Source organism: Pseudomonas sp. BT76 TE3572 (assembly GCF_050435365.1).
GTDB lineage: Bacteria > Pseudomonadota > Gammaproteobacteria > Pseudomonadales > Pseudomonadaceae > Aquipseudomonas > Aquipseudomonas fluorescens_W.
The window spans coordinates 3492961-3515557 of record NZ_JBNDKE010000001.1; the positions used below are offsets into that span (position 1 = coordinate 3492961).

At 58.2% G+C, this 22597-nt stretch carries 18 protein-coding genes; 14 read left to right on the plus strand and 4 right to left on the minus strand.

Annotation, left to right across the window (positions count from 1 at the left end; genetic code table 11):
• The first annotated feature begins 194 nt into the window (after positions 1 to 194).
• From ABH912_RS16020 to ABH912_RS16065, 10 genes are all read left to right on the plus strand, one after another.
• Positions 195 to 911 carry an SIMPL domain-containing protein gene (locus ABH912_RS16020; protein WP_033058057.1) on the plus strand — a complete coding sequence of 239 codons (717 nt, stop codon included), beginning with the start codon at positions 195 to 197 and terminating at the stop codon, positions 909 to 911.
• A gap of 327 nt (positions 912 to 1238) precedes the next feature.
• Positions 1239 to 2840, plus strand: a complete 1602-nt coding sequence (locus ABH912_RS16025; protein ID WP_429511099.1) for an ABC transporter substrate-binding protein — start codon at positions 1239 to 1241, stop codon at positions 2838 to 2840.
• A gap of 259 nt (positions 2841 to 3099) precedes the next feature.
• The gene (locus ABH912_RS16030; RefSeq protein ID WP_033058060.1) at positions 3100 to 4725 is read left to right on the plus strand and encodes an ABC transporter substrate-binding protein; all 1626 of its coding nucleotides are present in this window, start codon (positions 3100 to 3102) and stop codon (positions 4723 to 4725) included.
• Between the two features lie 308 nt (positions 4726 to 5033).
• Positions 5034 to 6635: an ABC transporter substrate-binding protein gene (locus ABH912_RS16035; RefSeq protein WP_033058062.1), complete on the plus strand. Its 1602-nt coding sequence runs from the start codon at positions 5034 to 5036 to the stop codon at positions 6633 to 6635.
• A gap of 173 nt (positions 6636 to 6808) precedes the next feature.
• Positions 6809 to 8224, plus strand: a complete 1416-nt coding sequence (locus ABH912_RS16040) for an OprD family outer membrane porin (protein WP_429511100.1) — start codon at positions 6809 to 6811, stop codon at positions 8222 to 8224.
• Between the two features lie 79 nt (positions 8225 to 8303).
• Positions 8304 to 9899, plus strand: a complete 1596-nt coding sequence (locus ABH912_RS16045) for an ABC transporter substrate-binding protein (RefSeq protein ID WP_033058065.1) — start codon at positions 8304 to 8306, stop codon at positions 9897 to 9899.
• A 72-nt stretch (positions 9900 to 9971) separates the two neighbouring features.
• Positions 9972 to 10982, plus strand: coding sequence for an ABC transporter permease subunit (locus ABH912_RS16050; RefSeq protein ID WP_033058067.1), 1011 nt, complete (start codon positions 9972 to 9974; stop codon positions 10980 to 10982).
• Between the two features lie 13 nt (positions 10983 to 10995).
• On the plus strand, positions 10996 to 11907 hold the full coding sequence (locus tag ABH912_RS16055) for an ABC transporter permease subunit (RefSeq protein ID WP_046052928.1): 912 nt from the start codon (positions 10996 to 10998) through the stop codon (positions 11905 to 11907).
• Positions 11908 to 11917: 10 nt separating this feature from the next.
• Complete coding sequence (locus tag ABH912_RS16060) at positions 11918 to 12886, plus strand: ABC transporter ATP-binding protein (protein WP_033058069.1); 969 nt, start codon at positions 11918 to 11920, stop codon at positions 12884 to 12886.
• Positions 12886 to 13866, plus strand: coding sequence for a peptide ABC transporter ATP-binding protein (locus ABH912_RS16065; protein ID WP_033058071.1), 981 nt, complete (start codon positions 12886 to 12888; stop codon positions 13864 to 13866). Before ABH912_RS16060 ends, ABH912_RS16065 begins: the two co-directional genes overlap by 1 nt.
• A gap of 108 nt (positions 13867 to 13974) precedes the next feature.
• On the opposite strand, the gene ABH912_RS16070 is transcribed toward ABH912_RS16065, so the two are convergent.
• The 4 genes from ABH912_RS16070 to ABH912_RS16085 all read right to left on the minus strand — a co-directional run bounded on the left by ABH912_RS16070 (position 13975) and on the right by ABH912_RS16085 (position 18358).
• Positions 13975 to 14220 (minus strand): hypothetical protein, encoded by a 246-nt coding sequence (locus ABH912_RS16070; protein ID WP_033058073.1) that lies wholly within the window; start codon positions 14218 to 14220, stop codon positions 13975 to 13977.
• Between the two features lie 155 nt (positions 14221 to 14375).
• Positions 14376 to 15614, minus strand: coding sequence for an MFS transporter (locus tag ABH912_RS16075; protein WP_429511101.1), 1239 nt, complete (start codon positions 15612 to 15614; stop codon positions 14376 to 14378).
• Positions 15615 to 16048: 434 nt separating this feature from the next.
• Complete coding sequence (locus tag ABH912_RS16080) at positions 16049 to 16501, minus strand: hypothetical protein (RefSeq protein WP_033058076.1); 453 nt, start codon at positions 16499 to 16501, stop codon at positions 16049 to 16051.
• Positions 16502 to 16774: 273 nt separating this feature from the next.
• Positions 16775 to 18358, minus strand: coding sequence for a peptide chain release factor 3 (locus tag ABH912_RS16085; RefSeq protein WP_033058078.1), 1584 nt, complete (start codon positions 18356 to 18358; stop codon positions 16775 to 16777).
• 494 nt (positions 18359 to 18852) lie between these two features.
• On the opposite strand from ABH912_RS16085, the gene ABH912_RS16090 reads away from it, so the two are divergent.
• From ABH912_RS16090 to ABH912_RS16105, 4 genes are read left to right on the plus strand one after another with little or no spacing between them, the layout of a single operon-like run.
• Entirely contained in the window at positions 18853 to 19569 is a 717-nt protein-coding gene (locus ABH912_RS16090; protein WP_008148956.1) for an ABC transporter permease, read from the plus strand.
• Between the two features lie 20 nt (positions 19570 to 19589).
• Positions 19590 to 20483 (plus strand): glycine betaine ABC transporter substrate-binding protein, encoded by an 894-nt coding sequence (locus tag ABH912_RS16095; RefSeq protein WP_429511102.1) that lies wholly within the window; start codon positions 19590 to 19592, stop codon positions 20481 to 20483.
• A gap of 12 nt (positions 20484 to 20495) precedes the next feature.
• Positions 20496 to 21149 (plus strand): ABC transporter permease, encoded by a 654-nt coding sequence (locus ABH912_RS16100; RefSeq protein WP_008148960.1) that lies wholly within the window; start codon positions 20496 to 20498, stop codon positions 21147 to 21149.
• Positions 21146 to 22303 carry a betaine/proline/choline family ABC transporter ATP-binding protein gene (locus ABH912_RS16105; protein ID WP_033058082.1) on the plus strand — a complete coding sequence of 386 codons (1158 nt, stop codon included), beginning with the start codon at positions 21146 to 21148 and terminating at the stop codon, positions 22301 to 22303. Before ABH912_RS16100 ends, ABH912_RS16105 begins: the two co-directional genes overlap by 4 nt.
• Positions 22304 to 22597: the final 294 nt, after the last annotated feature.

The window sequence follows — 22597 nt, forward strand, 5'->3', positions numbered from 1 at the left end:
CTTATTCCTTCATGCAAAACGCGCCAGCCCAATTGCGACCGCTTCGCGCTCGAACGCAGCCTTCGGCAGCTGCAAGAGATCGCGTCGATCTGTATAGAAGTTGTAACTGTGCGAACCGGATCATAAAAGCTAGAGTCTGATGGTTTCACGCAGGCTCGGCCCCATACCCCTGCGCACCGCCCAAGGAGCTTTTCATGCACACATTGCGCCGCAGCGTCGCCCTTCTCGCCCTCAGCGCTGGCACCGTCGCCAGCCTCCCGACCCTGGCTGCCGACGAACTTCATTACAACCAGATCGCCCTGCGCGCCGAAGTCAGTCAGGAAGTCGCCCGCGACCTGATGATCGTGACCCTCTACACCGAAGAACAAAACACCGACCCGGCCAAACTCGCCGCCGACGTCAGCACCACCATGAACAAAGCGCTGGCCCAGGCCAAACAGGTCAAGGAAGTCACCCTGCGCCAGGGCAGCCGCAACAGCTACCCGATCTACGACACCAAGGGCCAGAAAATCACCGGCTGGCGCGAACGCGCCGAACTGCGCCTGGAAAGCTCCGACTTCGCCGCACTGTCGAAACTGACCGGCGAACTGCTCACCGACCTGAAAATGGGCGGCATGGACTTCGCCATCGCGACACCAACCCGCAAGGCCAGCGAAGATGCGCTACTCAAAGACGCTGTCAGCGCATTTAAAGCCCGTGCGCAATTGGCTACCGATGCATTGGGCGGCAAGGGGTACAAAATCGTTAACCTGAACTTGAACAGCAACGGTTACCCACAACCGTACATGCGCGCGCCGATGATGATGAAAGCGGCGAGCATGGACGGTGCGCCGGTGACGCCGGACGTTGAGGCTGGCACCAGTCAGGTCAGCATGACGGCGGATGGTTCGATTGAAGTGTTGATGCCTTGATTCGATAACCCGTGCACAGAAACGGCGATCACTGAAGTGATCGCCGTTTTTTTATGCCAGAGCAAAACCCATGCAATTCCCCTGCAGGGGTTTCAGAAGGCTTAGAAGCGGAACGCGGAGCGTCCCAGTCGGCATTCCCACGCGGAGCGTGGGAACGATCAATCGAGCACAGCAGCAAGATATTGCTCAGCTATAAGGCGGCCAAGCCGACAACCCGCTTGAATATGCCGAGATAGAGGGGTCCCCCTCCAAAAACGATATTTCCGCGACACCCGCCAACACCGCTACTCTCAGAAAAACACCGCTACCCAAACCCTCGGGGACTCCATGGAAAGAACCACCGTCAAACCACTGCTGCTCGCTCTCGCCCTCGCAATGACCGCCCCACTCGCCCAAGCCGCCACCACCCTGGTCTACTGCTCCGAAGCCAGCCCCGCCGGCTTCGACCCCAGCCAGTACACCAGCGGCACCGACTTCGACGCCTCGGCCGAAACCCTCTTCAATCGCCTCACCCAATTCAAACGCGGTGGCACCGAAGTCGAACCCGGTCTGGCAACAAAATGGGAGGTGTCCACGGACGGCCTCAGCTACACCTTCCACCTGCGCGACGGCGTGAAATTCCACACCACCGACTACTTCACCCCGACCCGCGACTTCAACGCCGACGACGTACTGTTCACCTTCCAGCGCCTGCTCGATCCGGAAAATGCGTTCCGAAAAGCCTACCCCGCCGAGTCGCCATACTTCACCGACATGGACCTGAACAAAACGATCAAGAGCGTCGACAAAATCGACGACCACACCGTGCGTTTCAACCTGAACAACATCGACGCGGCCTTCATCCAGAACCTCGCCATGAGCTTCGCCTCAGTGCAATCCGCCGAGTACGGAGCGCAGTTGTTAAAAGAAGGCAAAGCGGCGGATATCAACCAGAAACCTGTCGGCACCGGCCCGTTCGTGTTCAAGCGCTATCAAAAGGACTCGCAGATCCGCTACGCCGCCAACAAGTCGTACTGGAAACCCGAGGACGTGAAAATCGACAACCTGGTGTTCTCGATCACCCCCGACGCCGCCGTACGCTTGCAGAAACTCAAGGCCGGCGAATGCCAGGTCAGCGGTTACCCACGCCCGGCAGACATCGAAGTCATGGAGAAAGACCCGAATCTCACCGTGCTCAAACAAGCCGGTTTCAACCTCGGTTTCCTGGCCTACAACGTGACGCATCCACCTCTGGACCAGCTCAAGGTACGCCAGGCCCTGGACATGGCCATCGACAAACCCGCGATCATCAAAGCCGTTTACCAAAGTGCCGGCCAACTGGCGCAGAACGCCCTGCCTCCTGCCCAATGGTCGTATGACCCGAGCATCAAGGACGCGCCTCACGACCCGACGAAAGCGAAGGCACTACTGAAAGAAGCAGGGGTTGCACCCGGTACCACTATTAATTTGTGGGCGATGACCGTGCAGCGCGCATCGAACCCCAACGCCCGGATGTCGGCACAGATGATCCAGCAGGATTGGGAGAAAATCGGGATCAAGGCCAACATCGTCAGCTATGAATGGGGTGAGTACATCAAGCGCGCCAAGAACGGCGAACACGACACGATGATTTACGGCTGGACGGGCGACAACGGTGACCCGGATAACTGGCTCGGCGTGCTCTACAGCTGCGCTGCGGTGAAAGGTAGCAACTACGCCAAGTGGTGCGACCCGGCGTACGACAAATTGATTCAGCAAGCCAAAGTGTCCACTGACAAACAGCAACGGGTCAATTTGTACCAGCAGGCACAACAAATCCTTAAGCAACAAGTACCTATCACACCGATTGCGAACTCGACGGTGTTCCAGCCGCTGCGCAAGGAAGTGACCGACTTCAAGATCAGCCCGTTTGGCCTCACACCCTTCTATGGTGTGGGTATAAATAAGTAACACCGCGCTCCAACCGGGTGCGCCAGGCGCCCCGGCCGCCCTCTGTCGGTGCGCGATTTGCACTGGAAAAAACCTGCGCAAACGGTCAAATGCGCCTGAATTTATACATATGCGACATTAAGGTACGTTCGTGCCACTGTTTAAGACATGTGGCCGCTCTGGATCTTGCAATGGGTATGGCCCCTGCATAAGTATCCGCAGGCACGACTCACGAGGTCGTCCTCTAATTCCAAAAATGACAACAAATCATGAGGCCACCATGCTTAAACACGCGGTCATTCCGTTTTTAGTCGGCGCCAGCTTGTTAGCTAGCGCACCATTCGCCCAAGCAGCGACTAACCTGGTGTTTTGCTCCGAAGGGAGCCCGGCCGGTTTTGATCCTGGTCAGTACACCACCGGAACCGACTTCGACGCCTCTGCAGAAACCATGTTCAACCGTTTGACCCAGTTCGAACGTGGCGGCACCGCTGTCATTCCTGGTCTGGCGACCAAATGGGACATCTCCGATGATGGCCTGACTTACACCTTCCACCTGCGTGAAGGCGTCAAGTTCCACACCACCCCGTACTTCAAGCCGACTCGTGAGTTCAACGCCGACGACGTGCTGTTCACCTTTAATCGCATGATTAACAAGGATGATCCGTTCCGTAAGGCGTACCCGACCGAATTCCCGTACTTCACCGACATGGGGATGGACACCAACATCACCAAGGTCGATAAAGTCGACGACAAAACTGTCAAGTTCACCCTGAAAGAAGTCGACGCCGCGTTCATCCAGAACATGGCCATGAGTTTCGCTTCCATCCAGTCCGCCGAGTACGCCGCCCAGCTGCTGAAAGAAGGCAAAGCCGCCGACATCAACCAGAAGCCGGTCGGTACTGGTCCGTTCGTGTTCAAGAGCTACCAGAAAGACTCCAACATCCGCTACACCGGGAACAAGGACTACTGGAAGCCTGACGACGTCAAGATCGACAACCTGATCTTCGCCATCACCACCGACCCGTCGGTGCGTATCCAGAAGCTGAAGAAGAACGAGTGCCAGATCACTCTGTTCCCACGTCCGGCCGACCTGAAGGCGCTGCAAGAAGACAAGACTCTGAAAGTACCTAACCAGGCTGGTTTCAACCTGGGTTACATCGCCTACAACGTGATGGACAAGATCAAGGGCAGCGATCAGCCGAACCCGATGGCCCAACTGAAAGTGCGTCAAGCGCTGGACATGGCCGTCAACAAGCAGCAGATCATTGACTCCGTTTACCAGGGCGCAGGTCAGCTGGCCGTCAACGCCATGCCGCCAACCCAGTGGTCCTACGACACCACCATCAAGGATGCGCCGTACAACCCTGAGAAAGCCAAAGAGCTGCTCAAGGAAGCCGGCATCAAGGAAGGCACCGAGATCAACCTGTGGGCGATGCCGGTACAGCGTCCTTACAACCCGAACGCCAAGCTGATGGCTGAAATGCTGCAGTCCGACTGGGCCAAGGTTGGTATCAAAGCCAAGATCGTGACCTACGAGTGGGGCGAGTACATCAAGCGCTCCAAAGGCGGCGAAAACGGCGCGATGCTGATTGGCTGGAGCGGCGACAACGGTGACCCGGACAACTGGCTGAACGTGCTGTTCGGCTGCGACTCGCTGCAAGGCAACAACTTCTCCAAGTGGTGCGACAAGAAGTTTGACGGCATCGTGAAAGAAGCCAAGCGCACGACCGATCAGTCCAAGCGCACCGAACTGTACAAACAGGCGCAACACGTCCTCAAAGATGCCGTTCCAATGACACCTATCGCTCACTCGACGGTGTTCCAACCCATGCGCGACAACGTGCAGGACTTCAAGATCAGCCCGTTTGGCTTGAACTCCTTCTACGGCGTCAGCGTCAGCAAATAAGGTTTTGCAACGGCGACGTTTTTGACGTCGCCGTTGTTCTATCTGCCGAGAAAGTAGGAAACCACCTACATCCAATTCCGCTGGGTATTACAACAGCGGCGTCGGACGCGTTGCCATTTCCTACGAGTCTTTAGGACTCTACGCATTTACTGCCAGGCCCGCGGCTCATACCGTCGGGACCTGACCCGTTCATGCGTGGGCTCTCGGTTATTGCTGCCTGTCATGGCTTGAGATCAGTGATGCCTCCACGTCCCCGGACGAGGCGGCGGTTCATTGAAAACACTTAGAGAAAGAGAAAAGGGAGCGTCATGCGCCATACCTTGGTTTTATCCGCATTGCTGGGCACCGGCCTGTTGGCCGCCACTTCTATCAGCCAGGCCGCCAATAACAGCCTGGTGTTCTGCTCCGAAGGCAGCCCTGCTGGCTTCGACACCGCGCAGTACACGACCGCGACCGACAATGACGCCGCCGAGCCGTTGTACAACCGACTGGCAGAGTTCGAAAAAGGCGCCACCAACGTCGTACCTGGCCTGGCCAAAAGCTGGGATATTTCCGAGGACGGCCTCAAGTACACTTTTCACCTGCGCGAAGGGGTGAAATTTCACACAACCAAATACTTCACGCCGACCCGTGATTTCAACGCCGATGACGTGCTGTTCACGTTCAATCGCATGCTCGATCCACAGCAACCTTTCCGTAAGGCTTATCCGACCGAGTTCCCGTATTTCAACGGGATGAGCCTGAACAAGAACATCGCCAAGGTCGAGAAGACCGGGCCGCTGACCGTGGTCATGACGCTCAACAGCGTGGACGCCGCGTTCATCCAGAACATCGCCATGAGCTTCGCCGCCATCCTGTCCGCCGAATACGCCGACAAACTGCTGGCCGACGGCAAGCCGAGCGACATCAACCAGAAGCCGATCGGCACCGGGCCGTTCGTGTTCAAGAGTTATCAGAAAGATTCCAACATCCGTTACACCGGCAACAAGCAGTACTGGGACCCGAGCCGGGTCAAGCTTGAGAACCTGATTTTCGCCATCAACACCGACGCTTCGGTGCGGGTGCAGAAGCTCAAGGCCAACGAGTGCCAGATCACCCTGCACCCGCGCCCTGCCGACGTGACCGCACTGAAGAACGACCCGACGCTCAAGCTCATCGAGAAGCCTGGTTTCAACCTCGGTTACATCGCCTACAACGTGCGCCACAAGCCTTTCGACCAGCTCGAAGTGCGCCAGGCGCTGGACATGGCGGTGAACAAGCAAGGCATTCTCAACGCCGTCTATCAAGGCGCCGGTCAACTGGCGGTCAACGCCATGCCGCCGACCCAATGGTCCTACGACGAGACCATTAAAGACGCCGCCTACAACCCGGAAAAAGCCAAGGAATTGCTCAAGGCTGCCGGCGTGAAGGAAGGCACCGAAATTACCCTCTGGGCCATGCCGGTCCAGCGCCCGTACAACCCCAACGCCAAATTGATGGCCGAAATGCTCCAGGCCGACTGGGCAAAAATCGGCCTCAAAGTGAAGATCGTCAGCTACGAATGGGGCGAGTACATCAAGCGCACCAAGAATGGCGAACACGACGTCAGCCTGATTGGCTGGACCGGTGACAATGGGGACCCGGACAACTGGCTCGGCACGCTTTACAGCTGCGACGCCATTGGCGGCAACAACTACTCCATGTGGTGTGATCCGGCTTACGACAAGCTGATCAAGCAGGCCAAGGTCGTCACCGACCGCGACCAGCGCACCGTGCTTTACAAACAGGCGCAGCAGTACCTCAAGCAGCAGGTACCGATTACGCCAGTCGCCCACTCGACGGTTAACCAGCCGTTGAGCGCCAAAATCGAAGGATTCAAGGTGAGTCCTTTCGGTCGCAACGTGTTCTCGGGCGTCAGCATAGAAAAATAACCGATTAGCCAAAAACGCAGGGGGCGGATTTCGCCCTCACGCAAGCGTATTGCCGTAATTCGTCAATCCGGCCTACAGCAAACGTTTGCGATGCCTTGTATGAGTTCAAAACCAAATAGCCGGATCACCAAAAAAGACCGGCATTAATAAAAGAAAGAAAGGAGCTTCACCCCATGAAACTGAGCAGCACCGCGTTATTGGCCCTGGCCATCAGCAGCGTAACCGCCTCGGCGTACGCAGAAACCCAAAGCCAGGCGTACACCCCGGTTACCGTGAAAGAGAAAAGTGCTCAGAGTGAAGCCACTGGTTTCGTCGAAGGCCAATCGATCACCGGGAGCACGCGTAACTGGTATGCCAACGAGCAACTGAAGCGCGGCGGTGTGTTCCGTTACAACAAGAACGGCGCATTGCAAACGACAGACCGCCGTATCAACTGGCTGCAGGGCACCATCCTCAAGTACAACTCGGGCTTCACCGAGGGTGCTGTCGGTTTGAGCACCGAAGTTGCGGTATATAACGCCGTTGCCCTTGAGCGTGATCGCAAGGATCTGGCCTCTGGTTTCGGCGGCGTTCCCTTCGACCGTGAGCGTGCCGGTAACAACCGCACCCTGACCAAAGAAGGCGGCGATGCCCAAGGCCAGTGGAGCAAACTGGGCCTGGCCAACGTCAAGGCCCGCTTCTCCAACACCACCCTGACCGCCGGCCGCATGAACTTCAGCAGCCCGCAGGTCGATGTAATCGGCAACCGTGCACTGCCTTCGAGCTTCGAAGGTGTGGCGATCCACAGCGAAGAGCTGGAGAACCTGTCGTTCGACCTGGCCACCTTCGATCGCAACTCACCGCGTACCGAAGAAAGCCAGCGTAAATTCCGCGCGGAATACGCCGACCACCTCGTTGAAATCGATCACGTGTACACCGGCGGTATCACCTACCAGCCGTTCGCCAGCCTGACTACCAGCCTGTGGGGCACCCAGGCCGAAGACATGTGGAACCAGTACTACTTCGGCGCCAGCCATGTATTGGGTGACAGCTCGGTACTGAGCCTGACCACCGGCCTGAACTACTACAAAACCGTCGACGAAGGCAAAGCCGTACTGGGCGAAATCGATAACGACACCTACTCCCTGTCGTTCGGCCTGACCCACCAGGCCCACAGCCTGACTTTCTCGTACCAGGAAGTGAACGGTAACGAGTACTTCGACTACCTGCACGAAACCAACGGCATCTACCTGGCCAACTCCCTGCTGTCGGACTTCAACGGCCCGAACGAGAAATCCTTCCAGATCGCCTACGGCTTGAACATGGCCGAATACGGCGTGCCAGGCCTGAAGTTCAACATCTACCAGGCTCGCGGCTGGGGTATCGACGGTACTCATAACAAAGGCGGCGAGTACGCCAGCGTGCAGACGATGGACGGCGAACACCATTACGAATACGGCATCGGTACTTCGTACGCCGTGCAGAGCGGCCCACTCAAGGCCACCACTGTTCGCGCGACCTACACCGCTCACCGCGCCAGCGAGAACCAGGCTGACGGCAGCATCAACGAGTTCCGTCTCGTGACCACCATTCCGTTCAACATTCTGTAAAAACGCACGCCTGCGGCTGACTCATGACGAGTCGGCCGTTTGGTTTTCTTCAGTTCAACCGATTGCAGAGGGTTCTTTGATGAAAATGCTTCCCCTACGTGCGGCCATCGCGGCCGCGTTGCTGAGTGTCGCTGTTGGCGTCTCGGCCAAACCCCTGGTGGTCTGCACCGAAGCCAGTCCGGAAGGCTTCGATATGGTCCAGTACACGACTGCAGTCACAGCCGATGCGGTGGCCGAAACCATCTTCAATCGTCTGGCGGACTTCAAGCCCGGCACCACTGAAGTGATTCCGGCACTGGCCGATTCCTGGGACATCAGCGAGGACGGTCTGACCTACACGTTCCACCTGCGCAAAGGCGTCAAGTTCCACACCACCGAATACTTCAAGCCGACCCGCGACATGAACGCCGACGACGTGGTCTGGAGCTTCCAGCGTCAGCTGGACCCGAATCACCCGTGGCACAAACTGTCGAGCGTGGGCTTCCCGTACTTTGAAAGCATGGGCTTCAAAGAGCTGCTCAAAAGTGTCGAGAAGATCGACGACAACACGGTCACCTTCACCCTGACCCGCCGCGAAGCGCCGTTCCTGGCCGACATCGCCATGGCCTTCTCCTCGATCTACTCCGCCGAGTATGCCGACCAGTTGCTCAAGGCCAACAAGACCGGCGACCTGAACAACAAGCCTGTCGGCACCGGCCCGTTCGTATTCCAGCGTTACAACAAGGACGCTCAAGTCCGCTTCAAGGCCAACCCGGATTACTTCCGTGGCAAGCCACCGGCTGATTCGCTGATCCTGGCCATCGCCACCGACAACAACGTGCGTCTGCAAAAACTGAAAGCCAACGAGTGCCAGATTGCGCTGTACCCGAAACCGGATGACATCCCGAGCATCAAGAAAGACGCCAAACTGAGTGTCGATGAACTGAACGCGATGACCGTTTCGTACATCGCCATGAACACCTCGCACAAATACATGAGCGATGTGCGCGTCCGTAAAGCCATCGATATCGCCTTCGACAAGGCCGCCTACGTCAACGCGCTGTTTGGCAAAGGCAATGCGACCGTGGCGGTCAATCCGTACCCGGACACCCTGCTGGGCTACAACCACGACCTGAAGAATCCGCCACGTGATCTGGACAAGGCTCGCGCCCTGCTCAAGGAAGCCGGCGTGCCGGATGGCACCACATTCACCCTGTTCACCCGTAACGGCGGCGGTCCAACCAACCCGAACCCAATGCTCGGCGCGCAGATGATGCAGGCTGACCTGGCCCAGGTCGGGATCAAGGTCGATATTCGCGTCATGGAATGGGGCGAAATGCTCAAACGCGCGAAAAACGGCGAGCACGACATGGTGTCTGCCGGATGGGCGGGCGATAACGGCGACCCGGATAACTTCCTGACGCCTATGCTCAGTTGCGAGGCCGCCAAAAACGGCGAAAACTACGCACGTTGGTGCAACGAGAAGTTCCAGGCGCTGATCGATGAAGCCAGGGCTAAAGTGAACCCGGCGGAACGCGCAGCGCTCTATGAGCAAGCCCAAGAAGTCTTTAACCAGGACCAACCTTGGATCAGCATGGCGCACACGCGTATGTTCACCGCAATGCGCAACAACGTAGAGGGCTATCACATTAGCCCGCTCACCACTAATAACTTCGCCACCACCCAGGTGAAGTAGATAAGAAACTACCGGCATTCCTGACCCAGGAATGCCGGGCACGCCTAACCGGCTGATGAGGTACACCACAAGATGTTTAGTTTTATTGCCCGCCGATTGGGGTTATTGATCCCCACGTTCTTCGGCATCACCTTGCTGACTTTCGCGTTGATTCGCATGATTCCAGGCGACCCCGTGGAAGTGATGATGGGCGAACGTCGAGTCGACCCCGAAATGCACGCTCAGGCAATGGAACGCCTAGGTCTGAACAAACCCCTGTATGCCCAATACCTGGATTACGTTGGCAAACTGGCCCACGGCGATCTCGGCGAATCCCTGCGTACCCGTGAAAGTGTCTGGAGCGAATTCACTTCTCTATTCCCCGCGACCCTGGAACTGTCCATGGCCGCCCTGTTGTTCGCCGGCGTCCTGGGCCTTCTGGCCGGGGTGATCGCGGCACTCAAGCGAGGATCCCTGTTCGACCATGGGGTGATGGGCGTCTCCCTGGCGGGATACTCGATGCCGATCTTCTGGTGGGGCCTGATCCTGATCATGTTCTTCTCGGTGTCCCTGGGCTGGACCCCGGTGTCCGGGCGGATCGACCTGCTCTATGACATCGAGCCACGGACCGGTTTCATGCTCATCGACACGCTGCTGGCCGATGACGTCGGTGCGTTCTTCGATGCCCTGCATCACCTGATCCTGCCGGCCATTGTGCTCGGCACCATCCCGCTGGCGGTGATCGCGCGGATGACCCGTTCTTCGATGCTCGAAGTGCTGCGTGAAGACTACATCCGTACCGCCCGCGCCAAAGGCCTGTCGCCGTCGCGCGTAGTGTTCGTTCACGGCCTGCGTAACGCGCTGATTCCGGTACTGACCGTGGTCGGCCTGCAAGTCGGCACATTGCTGGCCGGTGCGGTCCTGACCGAAACCATCTTCTCCTGGCCCGGCATCGGCAAATGGCTGATCGAAGCCATTGGCGCACGGGACTATCCCGTGGTGCAAAACGGCATCCTGTTAATCGCCTGCCTGGTGATTCTGGTCAACTTCGTGGTGGACATCCTCTACGGCTTTGCCAACCCACGCATTCGTCACCAGCGCTGAGATCATTATGACCATGACCACTTCAATTCCAGCGGTAGCAGTCGATCAAAGCCTGCTGTATCCGTCCCCTTACAAAGAATTCTGGCAAGCGTTCTCCAAGAACAAAGGTGCCGTCGCCGGCCTGATGTTCATGCTGCTGGTGATTTTCTGCGCCCTGTTCGCCCCTTGGGTGGCACCGCATAACCCGAGCGAGCAGTACCGCGACTTCCTGCTGACCCCGCCGTCCTGGCTGGAAGGTGGGCAACTCCAGTTCCTGCTCGGCACCGATGAACTGGGTCGCGACCTGCTGTCGCGACTGATCCACGGTTCGCGCCTGTCCCTGCTGATCGGCTTGTCGTCGGTGGTGATGTCGCTGATTCCGGGCATCCTGTTGGGTCTGTTCGCCGGGTTCTTCCCGCGCTTGCTCGGCCCGACCATCATGCGTCTGATGGACATCATGCTGGCCCTGCCGTCCCTGCTGCTGGCCGTGGCGATTGTCGCCATCCTCGGCCCTGGCCTGATCAACACCATTATTGCCATCGCCGTGGTTTCGTTGCCGTCCTATGTTCGTCTGACCCGCGCCGCGGTGATGGGCGAATTGAACCGCGACTACGTGACCGCCGCGCGCCTGGCCGGTGCCGGTCTGCCACGCCTGATGTTCGTCACCGTGCTGCCTAACTGCATGGCGCCGCTGATCGTTCAGGCTACTTTGAGCTTCTCCTCGGCGATCCTCGATGCCGCCGCACTGGGCTTCCTCGGCCTTGGCGTACAACCGCCAACCCCTGAGTGGGGCACCATGCTGGCTTCGGCTCGCGACTACATCGAACGCGCCTGGTGGGTGGTAAGTCTGCCTGGTTTGACCATTTTGCTCAGCGTGCTGGCAATCAACTTGATGGGCGACGGCCTGCGCGATGCGCTGGACCCGAAACTCAAGAACGCCGCCTGAGGAGATTCAAATGTCACTGTTAGAAATCAAGAATCTCAACGTTCGCTTCGGCGACAAGAACGCCGTTCCGGTGGTCGACGGTCTCGACATCACCGTGGACAAGGGCGAAGTTCTGGCCATCGTTGGCGAATCGGGTTCCGGCAAGTCCGTGACCATGATGGCGCTGATGGGCCTGATCGAACATCCGGGGATCGTCACCGCCGACGCCCTGAATTTCGACGGCAAGAACATGCTCAAACTGAGCAACCGTCAGCGTCGGCAAATCGTCGGCAAAGACCTGGCCATGGTCTTCCAGGACCCGATGACCGCGCTGAACCCGAGCTACACCGTTGGTTTCCAGATCGAAGAAGTGCTGCGCCTGCACCTGAAAATGTCCGGCAAGCAAGCCCGCGCCCGCGCCATCGAACTGCTGGAAAAAGTTGAAATCCCGGGCGCCGCCAGCCGTATGGATGCTTACCCGCATCAACTGTCCGGTGGTATGAGCCAGCGTGTTGCGATCGCCATGGCGATTGCCGGCGAACCGAAACTGCTGATCGCCGACGAACCGACCACCGCACTGGACGTAACGATTCAGGCGCAGATCATGGACCTGCTGTTGGCCCTGCAGAAAGAGCAGAACATGGGCCTGGTGCTGATCACTCACGACCTCGCGGTCGTGGCCGAAACCGCTCAGCGCGTGTGCGTGATGTACGCCGGCCAAGCGGTCGAAGTGGGTCAGGTGCCTCAGCTGTTCGACATTCCGGCGCACCCGTACAGCGAAGCGCTGCTCAAGGCGATTCCGGAACACAGCCTGGGCGCCACCCGCCTGGCCACGCTGCCGGGCATCGTTCCCGGTCGTTATGACCGTCCGCAGGGTTGCCTGCTGTCGCCGCGTTGCCCGTATGTGCAGGAGACCTGCCGTCAGCAACGTCCAACCCTTGACCCGAAAAGCAACAGCCTCGCCCGCTGCTTCTACCCGCTGAATCAGGAGGTGGCGTAATGGCCGTCGTACTTACCGCCCGCGACCTGACCCGTCACTACGAAGTGTCCCGTGGCCTGTTCAAGGGCCATGCGACCGTTCGCGCGCTGAACGGTGTGTCGTTCGAACTGGAAGCCGGCAAGACCCTCGCTGTCGTCGGTGAATCGGGCTGTGGCAAATCCACTCTGGCCCGTGCCCTGACGCTGATCGAAGAGCCCTCCTCCGGCTCCTTGAAAATCGCCGGGCAGGAAGTCGCCGGTGCGAACAAGGCTGAACGCAAGCAACTGCGCAAAGACGTGCAGATGGTGTTCCAGAGCCCTTACGCGTCGTTGAACCCTCGGCAAAAAGTCGGTGACCAGCTCGGCGAGCCGCTGCTGATCAACACCAACCTGTCCGCTGCCGAACGTCGCGAAAAAGTGCAGGCGATGATGAAACAGGTGGGCTTGCGTCCTGAGCACTACCAGCGTTATCCGCACATGTTCTCCGGCGGTCAGCGCCAGCGGATCGCCCTGGCCCGCGCGATGATGTTGCAGCCTAAAGTGCTGGTCGCGGATGAACCGACCTCGGCGCTGGACGTGTCCATCCAGGCGCAGGTGCTGAACCTGTTCATGGATTTGCAGCAAGAGTTCAACACCGCTTACGTGTTCATCTCCCACAACCTGGCGGTGGTGCAACACGTCGCCGATGACGTGATGGTGATGTACCTCGGTCGCCCGGTGGAAATGGGCCCGAAGAACGACATCTACGAGCGTCCTCTGCACCCGTACACCCAGGCGCTGCTGTCGGCCACCCCGACCATTCACCCGGACCCGAACAAGCCGAAAATCAAGATCGTCGGCGAATTGCCCAACCCGCTGAACCCGCCGTCCGGCTGCGCATTCCACAAGCGCTGCCCGTACGCGACCGAGCGCTGCAGCACTGAAGAGCCGGCCCTGCGCCTGCTCGACAGCCGCCAGGTGGCTTGCCACTACGCCGAGCAATTCCTCGACGGCGCGGCATAAAAATGTGGGAGCCGGCCCGCTCCCACAGGGATATTTGAGCTGTTCAATAACCCCTTCTGCTTCGATTGCGCATCAATCGGTCAGAAGGGGTTTTCTTTTGTCTGTCATTCAAGCCCCTTCATCCTCGTCGGGGTCCGGTTCGTCGGTGGTCGAGTCGTCATCGTCCGCGCTGCCACCCTGCCCCTCATCACCGGGCTCCGATTCGGATTTGGCGATCATCTGGGCAGTGTGCGCCACCGGCCCACTCGAAGCCTGTTCTCCGTGATCCTCGCACTCGGCCCACGCCGCCGACATGCCAACGGACAGCATCACCAAAACCTTAAGCAACAGCACAATGCGTTGAAAAATGCTCATAGCCGATTCCATCCTTCATTAGTGAAGCGTGGGGTGTCTGTCTGGCACTCAATGAAATTTAGTTCCGATCAGCGCGGTTCTCCAGATAGGACGCTAACGAATGGACGGAATGCCGTTTGCGGGGAGATTGGTTTTGCATAATGGCTATAACCAGATCAGCTAAGTGGGGCGGGCTCGCCGCGCGCAGTTGGATGAACCCTTTGATGCTCCGACAAGCGAGTCGCTTGATAAAACAGCGGTATGGACAACACCGCCAGCGCCGCGCTTGCGAGCCAGACACTGTGGCCACCGAAATGACCGTAAAGCTGGCCGCCCAGCACAGGCGAAAGCAGTGCACTCGCACTCCAGCACATGAAAAAAAGGCCGAAGTAGTGCCCGCTTTTTCCTGCTTGCGCATGCTGCATGACCAGCACGTTCAGGGGTGGCATGAACAGCGCTTCGCCAAGCGTCCAGACCGCCGTCGACAGGCAGACATACGCCAACCCCGAGCCCAACGGCAACATGCCGAGACCGCAAGCCAACAACACGCTGCCTGCCAGCAGTTGCCGACGCGCGCCCCACTGCTCGGTCCAATGGGATATCGGTATCTGCAGCAGCACGACCAACAGCGCATTGAGTGCAAACTGCCATCCGATGGCTTCCGTACTCAACCGGTAGTATTCGCGTAAATAGTTGCCCAGCATGCTGTACACCGAGTCAAAGGCAATGCCGAGCAAGACAGACGCCGCCAGCAACCAAAGAAAAGGTTTGTCTCGATACGGTACGCATGAACCTGTCGCGCCATCAGGCCCCACATCCGGCGGCAATACCGGTCGATGAAATGTCGCCCGGACAAACCAGGACAACGCCAACAGCGTCATGGCCGCGCTGACAAAAAACACCCAGCGAAAATCAGCCTGCGCCAAGACCCCGCCCATCACCCCGGCGACAGCCATGCCCAGGTTCCTGGCCACTCGACTCAATGACTGCGCCCGAGCGCGCTGCGCAACCGGGCAATACTCCATGATCAACCGTTGGTGCAGCGTACGAATCGCACCATCGAGTACACCGCTCAACAGCAGCAATCCAGCCAGCCAAGGCACGTCAGTGACCAGCCCCAACGAGACCAAAACCCACACCGAGGCAAAAAACAACGCGCCGGTGAGCCGCGCCGTAGAGCAATGATCACTCAACAAGCCACCCACCATTGACCCAATCAGCAAGCCGGCCCCGTACCCGGATAACAACCAGCCAACGGTTTCAATCGCAAGCCCCAGTTCCTGGCGTAGATACAACGCCATGAACAGCTTGACCATGGCGCTCAACCGATTGATGAAGAGCAACGCAGCAAGCATCCAGGCCATTGGACAGAAATAGCCATCGAACCGAATCAGGTGAGTGAACCGACTGGTCATTCCATTGATCTCGTGGAGAATCGCTGCTTGCGAAAGGTCCTCCAAACACTAGACGCCAACAATTGCGTTGTCGCGGGTAAAACCCCTCGTATCGAAAAAACAGAGTCAAGCCACGACAACAGGAAAAAAGACCTACAGAAAAGCCTTACCCGCGAGGGCTCCTGCCCGTTCAATGATCAAAAAAAACCCGCAGCTTTCGCAACGGGGCTAGTTGAAAGACTGCTTTTAATATCTCTTGCAATCTCATCAGGTAAACACTTATTCGCGAGCCCCAGCGTCCGATCGACCGAGTTCTCCAGATAGGACGCTAACGAACGCAGAGAATTGTCGTTAATGGGCTGATTGGTTTGGAGCAAGAAATATAGCGAAAAACTTTCCAAAGACTACTTGCCGACCCGCGCGAATAGTCTCGGGAATGCGCATTGGATGTCCGCTTACTTGAGAACTGTGCTGGCCCGACGGGAGAGGGAGAAACCTGTTAAGTTCGCCCCGCCCACAAACTTGGCGACATTGCCATCGCCCTCTGCAGAGAAGCCGAAACTGACCTCGACATGGGCATTGGGCAGGTCCATTTTGTTGACCGTGAGCGTGCCACCCGCCAGTGTTTCCCATCTAACGCTGTCGTCAGTGGCGAATTGTACATCCACGGAGACGTCATGATCCCCTTGATCCGGATAGATCTTGTAGGCATGACCTGGCACGACATTCTCATAATTATAAATCGTGATAATTAGCCCCCTCCCGTCGTTGTCCCATCCTTCCAGAGCCAGCTCATCATAAGGAGATGGAAACGAACGAAGTGAAATACACTCTGCTTTGAAATAGTCCTGTCCCGATACATCAGCCTCAAATTTACCTGTGGTGGCTAACTTTTCATTGGCGCTCATGGCAACGTCCTGTTTATGTTTGGGTTCAGAGAGGGTTTTCTCTTCGCGAATTTATAGGAAGTAAACATAGGAGCGGTCTACTGTCAGATCTGACAGTGAAACGATTTTTCTGCAAAAAAACAGACTAAAGGTAAAAAGCCGTGTCTGGAGTTGGGCGGCGTCGCGATCAGCGGGAGCAAGCTCCCACAGGGATTTCGCTTAACTGGCTGAAATCGGGTCAATAAAAAACCCCGCAGCTTTCGCAACGGGGTTTTGAATGTAGCCGATCAGCGCTTAGTGATGCTCACGCGTCGCACGGAATTTCACGTCCGGCCAGCGCTCTTCCATCAGCGCCAGGTTGACCCGCGTCGGGGCCAGGTAGGTCAGGTGACCGCCGCCGTCAATCGCGAGGTTTTCCACAGCCTTGATGCTGAACTCTTCGAGCTTCTTCTTATCGCTGCAATCAATCCAGCGCGCGGAATAAACGGTGATCGGCTCGTAAGAGCACTCGACCTTGTATTCCTCTTTCAAACGGCTGGCGACCACATCGAACTGCAGCACACCGACGGCGCCGAGGATGATGTCGTTGCTGCGCTCAGGGAAGAACACCTGAGTGGCGCCCTCTTCCGCCAATTGCTGCAGACCCTGACGCAGTTGCTTGGATTTCAGCGGATCACGCAGACGTACGCGACGGAACAGTTCCGGGGCGAAGTGCGGGATACCGGTGAAGCCCAGGACTTCGCCTTCGGTGAAGGTGTCGCCGATCTGGATGGTGCCGTGGTTGTGCAAACCGATGATGTCGCCGGCAAACGCTTCTTCCAGTTGCTCACGCTCGGAGGAGAAGAAGGTCAGCGCATCGCCGATCCGCACGTCCTTGCCGGTGCGCACGTGGCGCATCTTCATGCCTTTTTCGTACTTGCCGGAGCAGATACGCATGAAGGCGATACGGTCGCGGTGTTTCGGGTCCATGTTCGCCTGGATCTTGAACACGAAGCCGGCGAATTTCTCTTCAACCGGTTCCACGGTGCGTTCGTTGGCGACACGGGCCAGCGGTTTCGGCGCCCAGTTGACCACGGCGTCGAGCACGTGATCGACACCGAAGTTGCCCAGTGCGGTACCGAAGAACACCGGGGTCAGTTGGCCGTCGAGGAATTCCTGTTGATTGAATTCGTGACAAGCGCCCTGCACCAGTTCCAGCTGATCGACGAAGCGATCGTACTCGTCGCCCAAGTGCGCGCGGGCTTCATCGGAGTCGAGTTTCTCGATGATTTTCACATCGGTGCGCTCGTGGCCGTGGCCAGCGGTGTACACGATGATGTAGTCGTCGGCGAGGTGATAAACGCCTTTGAAGTCGCGGTAGCAACCGATCGGCCAGGTGATCGGTGCCGCCTTGATCTTCAGGACCGCTTCGATTTCGTCGAGCAGTTCGATCGGGTCGCGGATGTCACGGTCGAGTTTGTTGATGAAGCTGACGATCGGCGTGTCACGCAGACGGCAGACGTCCATCAGCGCGATGGTCCGTGGCTCTACACCCTTACCGCCGTCGAGAACCATCAATGCCGAGTCAACCGCCGTCAGGGTGCGGTAGGTATCTTCGGAGAAGTCTTCGTGGCCCGGGGTGTCGAGCAGGTTGATCATGTGATCGCGATACGGGAACTGCATGACCGACGTGGTAATGGAAATACCCCGTTGTTTTTCCATTTCCATCCAGTCGGAGGTGGCATGGCGGTCAGACTTGCGAGATTTCACCGTGCCAGCAATCGCAATCGCCTTGCCCATCAGCAAGAGCTTCTCGGTGATGGTGGTTTTACCGGCATCGGGGTGGGAAATAATGGCGAAAGTGCGGCGTTTCGCGACTTCGGCGGCCTGTTTGGTCATGGGAAATCGCCTGGCAGGTGATTCAAAAAAGGGCGGCGAGTATAGCGCAAACCGGCCTCTACGGACCACCGTTCGCCCTGTAGCAGCTGCCGAGCAGCGCGAGGCTGCGTTCGGCGGCGCAGCCGTCGTAAAACCGTACGCTGCGGTGTATCAGACCGACCGCATGGGCCGACTCTACGACGGCTGCGCCGCCGAACGCAGCCTCGCGCTGCTCGACAGCTGCTACGGGAGGCAATACGGAATGCGCGGTGGCTAAATGCTGCTAAATATGGAACCTTTTAAAAGGTGGAGGCGTCCACTCCCCTGTTACAGCACTCGTAGCAGGGTTTGAAAAATCTGCAAGTTAGCCTGACGAGGCTGCGCTTATGGCTCGATCTCATGCGGCTTCATCAGCATGTAGAGCTGCTTCTCGCGAACGTTGATAAGCCCGGCAGCCAGGAATGGCCCTGCCACACGGGACTGCGTTCGCCGACAAAGAAAAAAGGAGTCTGCCTGTGGCTATTCGCTATGGCAAAGGGCTGATAGGAGGTGCGGTTGTCGTCGCTCTCCTGGCCCTGCTGGTCCACTGGATTGGCATCAACACGATCGAACATTACCGCGACGATTTGTTGTTTTACCTGCAAGCCCATTTGATTCTCGTCCTCGCTTCCATGCTGGCCGCCCTTGTTGTGGGCATACCCGCCGGTATCTTTCTCAGCCGCCCGACCATGGTGGGCCGCGCTGAACGCTTCATGCAGATCTTCAACATCGGCAACACCGTGCCGCCTCTTGCCGTACTGGCCATCGCCCTGGGGATCCTCGGCATCGGCAGCGGCCCCGCGATTTTCGCCCTGTTCCTCGCCTCGCTGTTGCCGATCGTGCGCAACACCTATGAAGGCCTGAAAAACGTCCAGGGTTCGCTCAAGGAAGCGGCCGTCGGCATCGGCATGACACCGACTCAGGTGCTGTGGCGGGTCGAACTGCCGAACGCCGTACCGATCATCATCGGTGGCGTGCGCGTGGCCCTGGCGATCAACGTCGGTACCGCACCGCTGGCGTTTCTGATCGGCGCCAACAGCCTGGGCAGCCTAATTTTCCCTGGCATCGCCTTGAACAATCAGCCGCAACTGCTGCTCGGCGCTGCCTGCACCGCCCTGCTGGCCTTGCTGCTCGACGGCCTGGTGACACTCGCCAGCCGCCTCTGGCTCGAACGCGGCTTGCGCCCGTCTTAAGCCTCGGCAAAGGAATTAACATGAAAAAAGTATGCTTGTTTTTAGGCTGCGCTCTGCTGTTCGCAGGATTTGCCCAAGCCGCTGAAAAACCGGTGATCCGCATCGGCGCCCGGGTGTTCACCGAACAAACCCTGCTGGCGGAAATCACCTCCCAATACCTGCGCACCAAGGGTTACGACACTCAAGTGACCGGCGGCCTGGGCAGCAACCTGGCCCGCAGCGCCCACGAAAGTGGCCAGCTGGATTTGATGTGGGAATACACCGGCGTGTCGCTGGTGGCTTACAACCACATCACTGACAAGCTCGACAGCGCTCAGTCCTACGCCAAGGTGAAAGAACTCGACGCGCAAAAAGGCCTGATCTGGCTGACGCCGTCGAAGTTCAGCAACACCTACGCCCTGGCGCTGCCGGAAAAAACCGCAAAGGCTTATCCGCAGATCAACACCATCAGCGAGCTGAACACGGTGATGCAGGCCGAGGCGAAGACCAATCACATCGTCGCCCTCGACACCGAGTTCGCCAACCGTTCCGACGGTCTGGACGGCATGGTCGATCTTTACGGCATGAACCTGACCCGCAAAAACATCCGCCAGATGGATGCCGGGCTGGTTTACACCGCCTTGCGCAATGGCCAAGTGTTTGCCGGTCTGGTTTACACAACGGACGGTCGCTTGAACGCCTTCAAGCTGAAACTGCTGGAAGACGACAAGCGTTACTTCCCGGACTACACCGCCGCGCCCGTGGTGCGTCAGGTTTACCTCGACGCCCATCCAAAACTGGCGGAAGAAATGAAGCCGCTGGCTGAACTGTTCGACGACGCCACCATGCGCCAGCTCAATGCGCGGGTCGACGTCGATCACGAAAGCCCTTCATCCGTTGCCGCCGATTTCCTGCGCCAGCACCCCATCAAATAAGGAGGAAAAGACATGGAATTTCTGAACGCCTTTTCCCATCTCGACTGGCCGCTGGTGCTGCAACTGACCGGACAGCACATCACCCTCGTCGGTATCGCCGTGACCCTGGCGATTCTGGTCGGCGTGCCGCTGGGCATCCTGATGACACGCTTCCCGACGCTTGCCGGTCCGCTGCAAGCCAGCGCCACGGTGCTGCTGACAGTGCCATCGATTGCGCTGTTCGGTCTGCTGCTGCCGTTCTACTCCAAATTCGGCCAGGGCCTGGGCCCGATGCCGGCGATTACCGCAGTGTTTCTGTATTCGCTGCTGCCGATCATGCGTAACACCTACCTCGCCCTGACCGGCGTAGACCCCGGCATTCGCGAAGCCGCCCGCGGCATCGGCATGACCTTTGGCCAGCGCCTGCGCATGGTCGAGCTGCCGATTGCGGTGCCGGTAATCCTCGCTGGTGTGCGCACTGCCGTGGTCATGAACATTGGTGTCATGACCATCGCCGCGACCATCGGCGCCGGCGGCCTCGGTGTACTCATTCTCGCTTCAATCAGCCGCAGCGACATGTCGATGCTGATCGTCGGCGCCGTGCTGGTCAGTCTCCTGGCCATCTTCGCCGACCTGCTTCTGCAATGGCTGCAACGCACGCTGACTCCAAAAGGATTACTCAAATGATCGAACTTCAAAACCTCAGCAAGACCTTCCAAAGCAACGGCAAAGATGTGAAAGCCGTGGACTCGGTAAGCCTGACCGTCAATGAAGGCGAGATCTGTGTGTTCCTCGGGCCATCGGGCTGCGGCAAAAGCACCACGCTGAAGATGATCAATCGCCTGATCAAGCCGACCTCCGGCAAGATCCTGATCAACGGCGAAGACACCACCGACCTCGACGCCGTGACCCTGCGCCGCAACATCGGTTATGTGATCCAGCAGATCGGTCTGTTCCCGAACATGACCATCGAGGAGAACATCACCATCGTTCCGCGCCTGCTGGGCTGGGACAAACAGAAATGCCACGACCGCGCCCGCGAGTTGATGAGCATGATCAAGCTTGAGCCCAAGCAGTATCTGACTCGCTACCCGCGTGAATTGTCCGGTGGCCAGCAGCAACGAATCGGCGTGATTCGTGCGTTGGCGGCGGATGCGCCACTGTTGCTGATGGACGAACCGTTTGGCGCGGTCGACCCGATCAACCGCGAGATGATCCAGAACGAGTTCTTCGAAATGCAGCGCGCGCTGAACAAGACCGTGATCATGGTCAGCCACGACATCGATGAAGCGATCAAGCTGGGCGACAAGATCGCGATTTTCCGTGCGGGCAAGCTGTTGCAGATCGACCACCCGGATACGCTGCTGGCGCACCCGGCGGATGACTTTGTCAGCAACTTCGTCGGCCAGGACAGCACCCTCAAGCGTCTGTTGCTGGTGAAAGCCGAAGATGCAGCGGACAACGCGCCGTCGGTGAGCCCGGAAACACCAGTGGCCGAGGCCCTGGAGTTGATGGACGAACTGGACCGTCGTTATGTGGTGGTCACGGATGGTGAGAACAAGGCGCTCGGTTATGTACGACGTCGCGACCTGCACCGTCAGACCGGGACTTGCGCGCAGTACCTGCGTGAGTTCAATGCCACGGCGGCGTTTGACGAGCATTTGCGCATCCTGCTGTCGCGCATGTACGAATTCAACCGCTCGTGGTTGCCGGTGATGGATGCGGAGCGGGTGTTCCTGGGTGAAGTGACTCAGGAATCGATTGCCGAGTATCTGAGCTCCGGCAAGTCCCGTGGGGGCAAGACCAGCATTGTTTCGCCTGCCGAGACTGCTGTCGCCTGATCTGACCCTGTGGCGAGGGAGCTTGCTCCCGCTCGGTTGCGTAGCAGCCGCAAAATCCGGGGCCGCTACGCAGCCCAGCGGGAGCAAGCTCCCTCGCCACAAAGGCTATGTAAATCCCTTCAGAATTCCCCATCCGGGGAACATCACACTGTCATGCAGGTCGGTTACATCAGTAGTTGTCCGGGACCGCACGACGGATGCGTGTAAAAACGCGACATTTTTTGTTGATCTCAAGCCCCTCACGCCCTAAAGTTCGCGCCGAACGTCCATGCTGGAAACGATCCATCCGGCTCA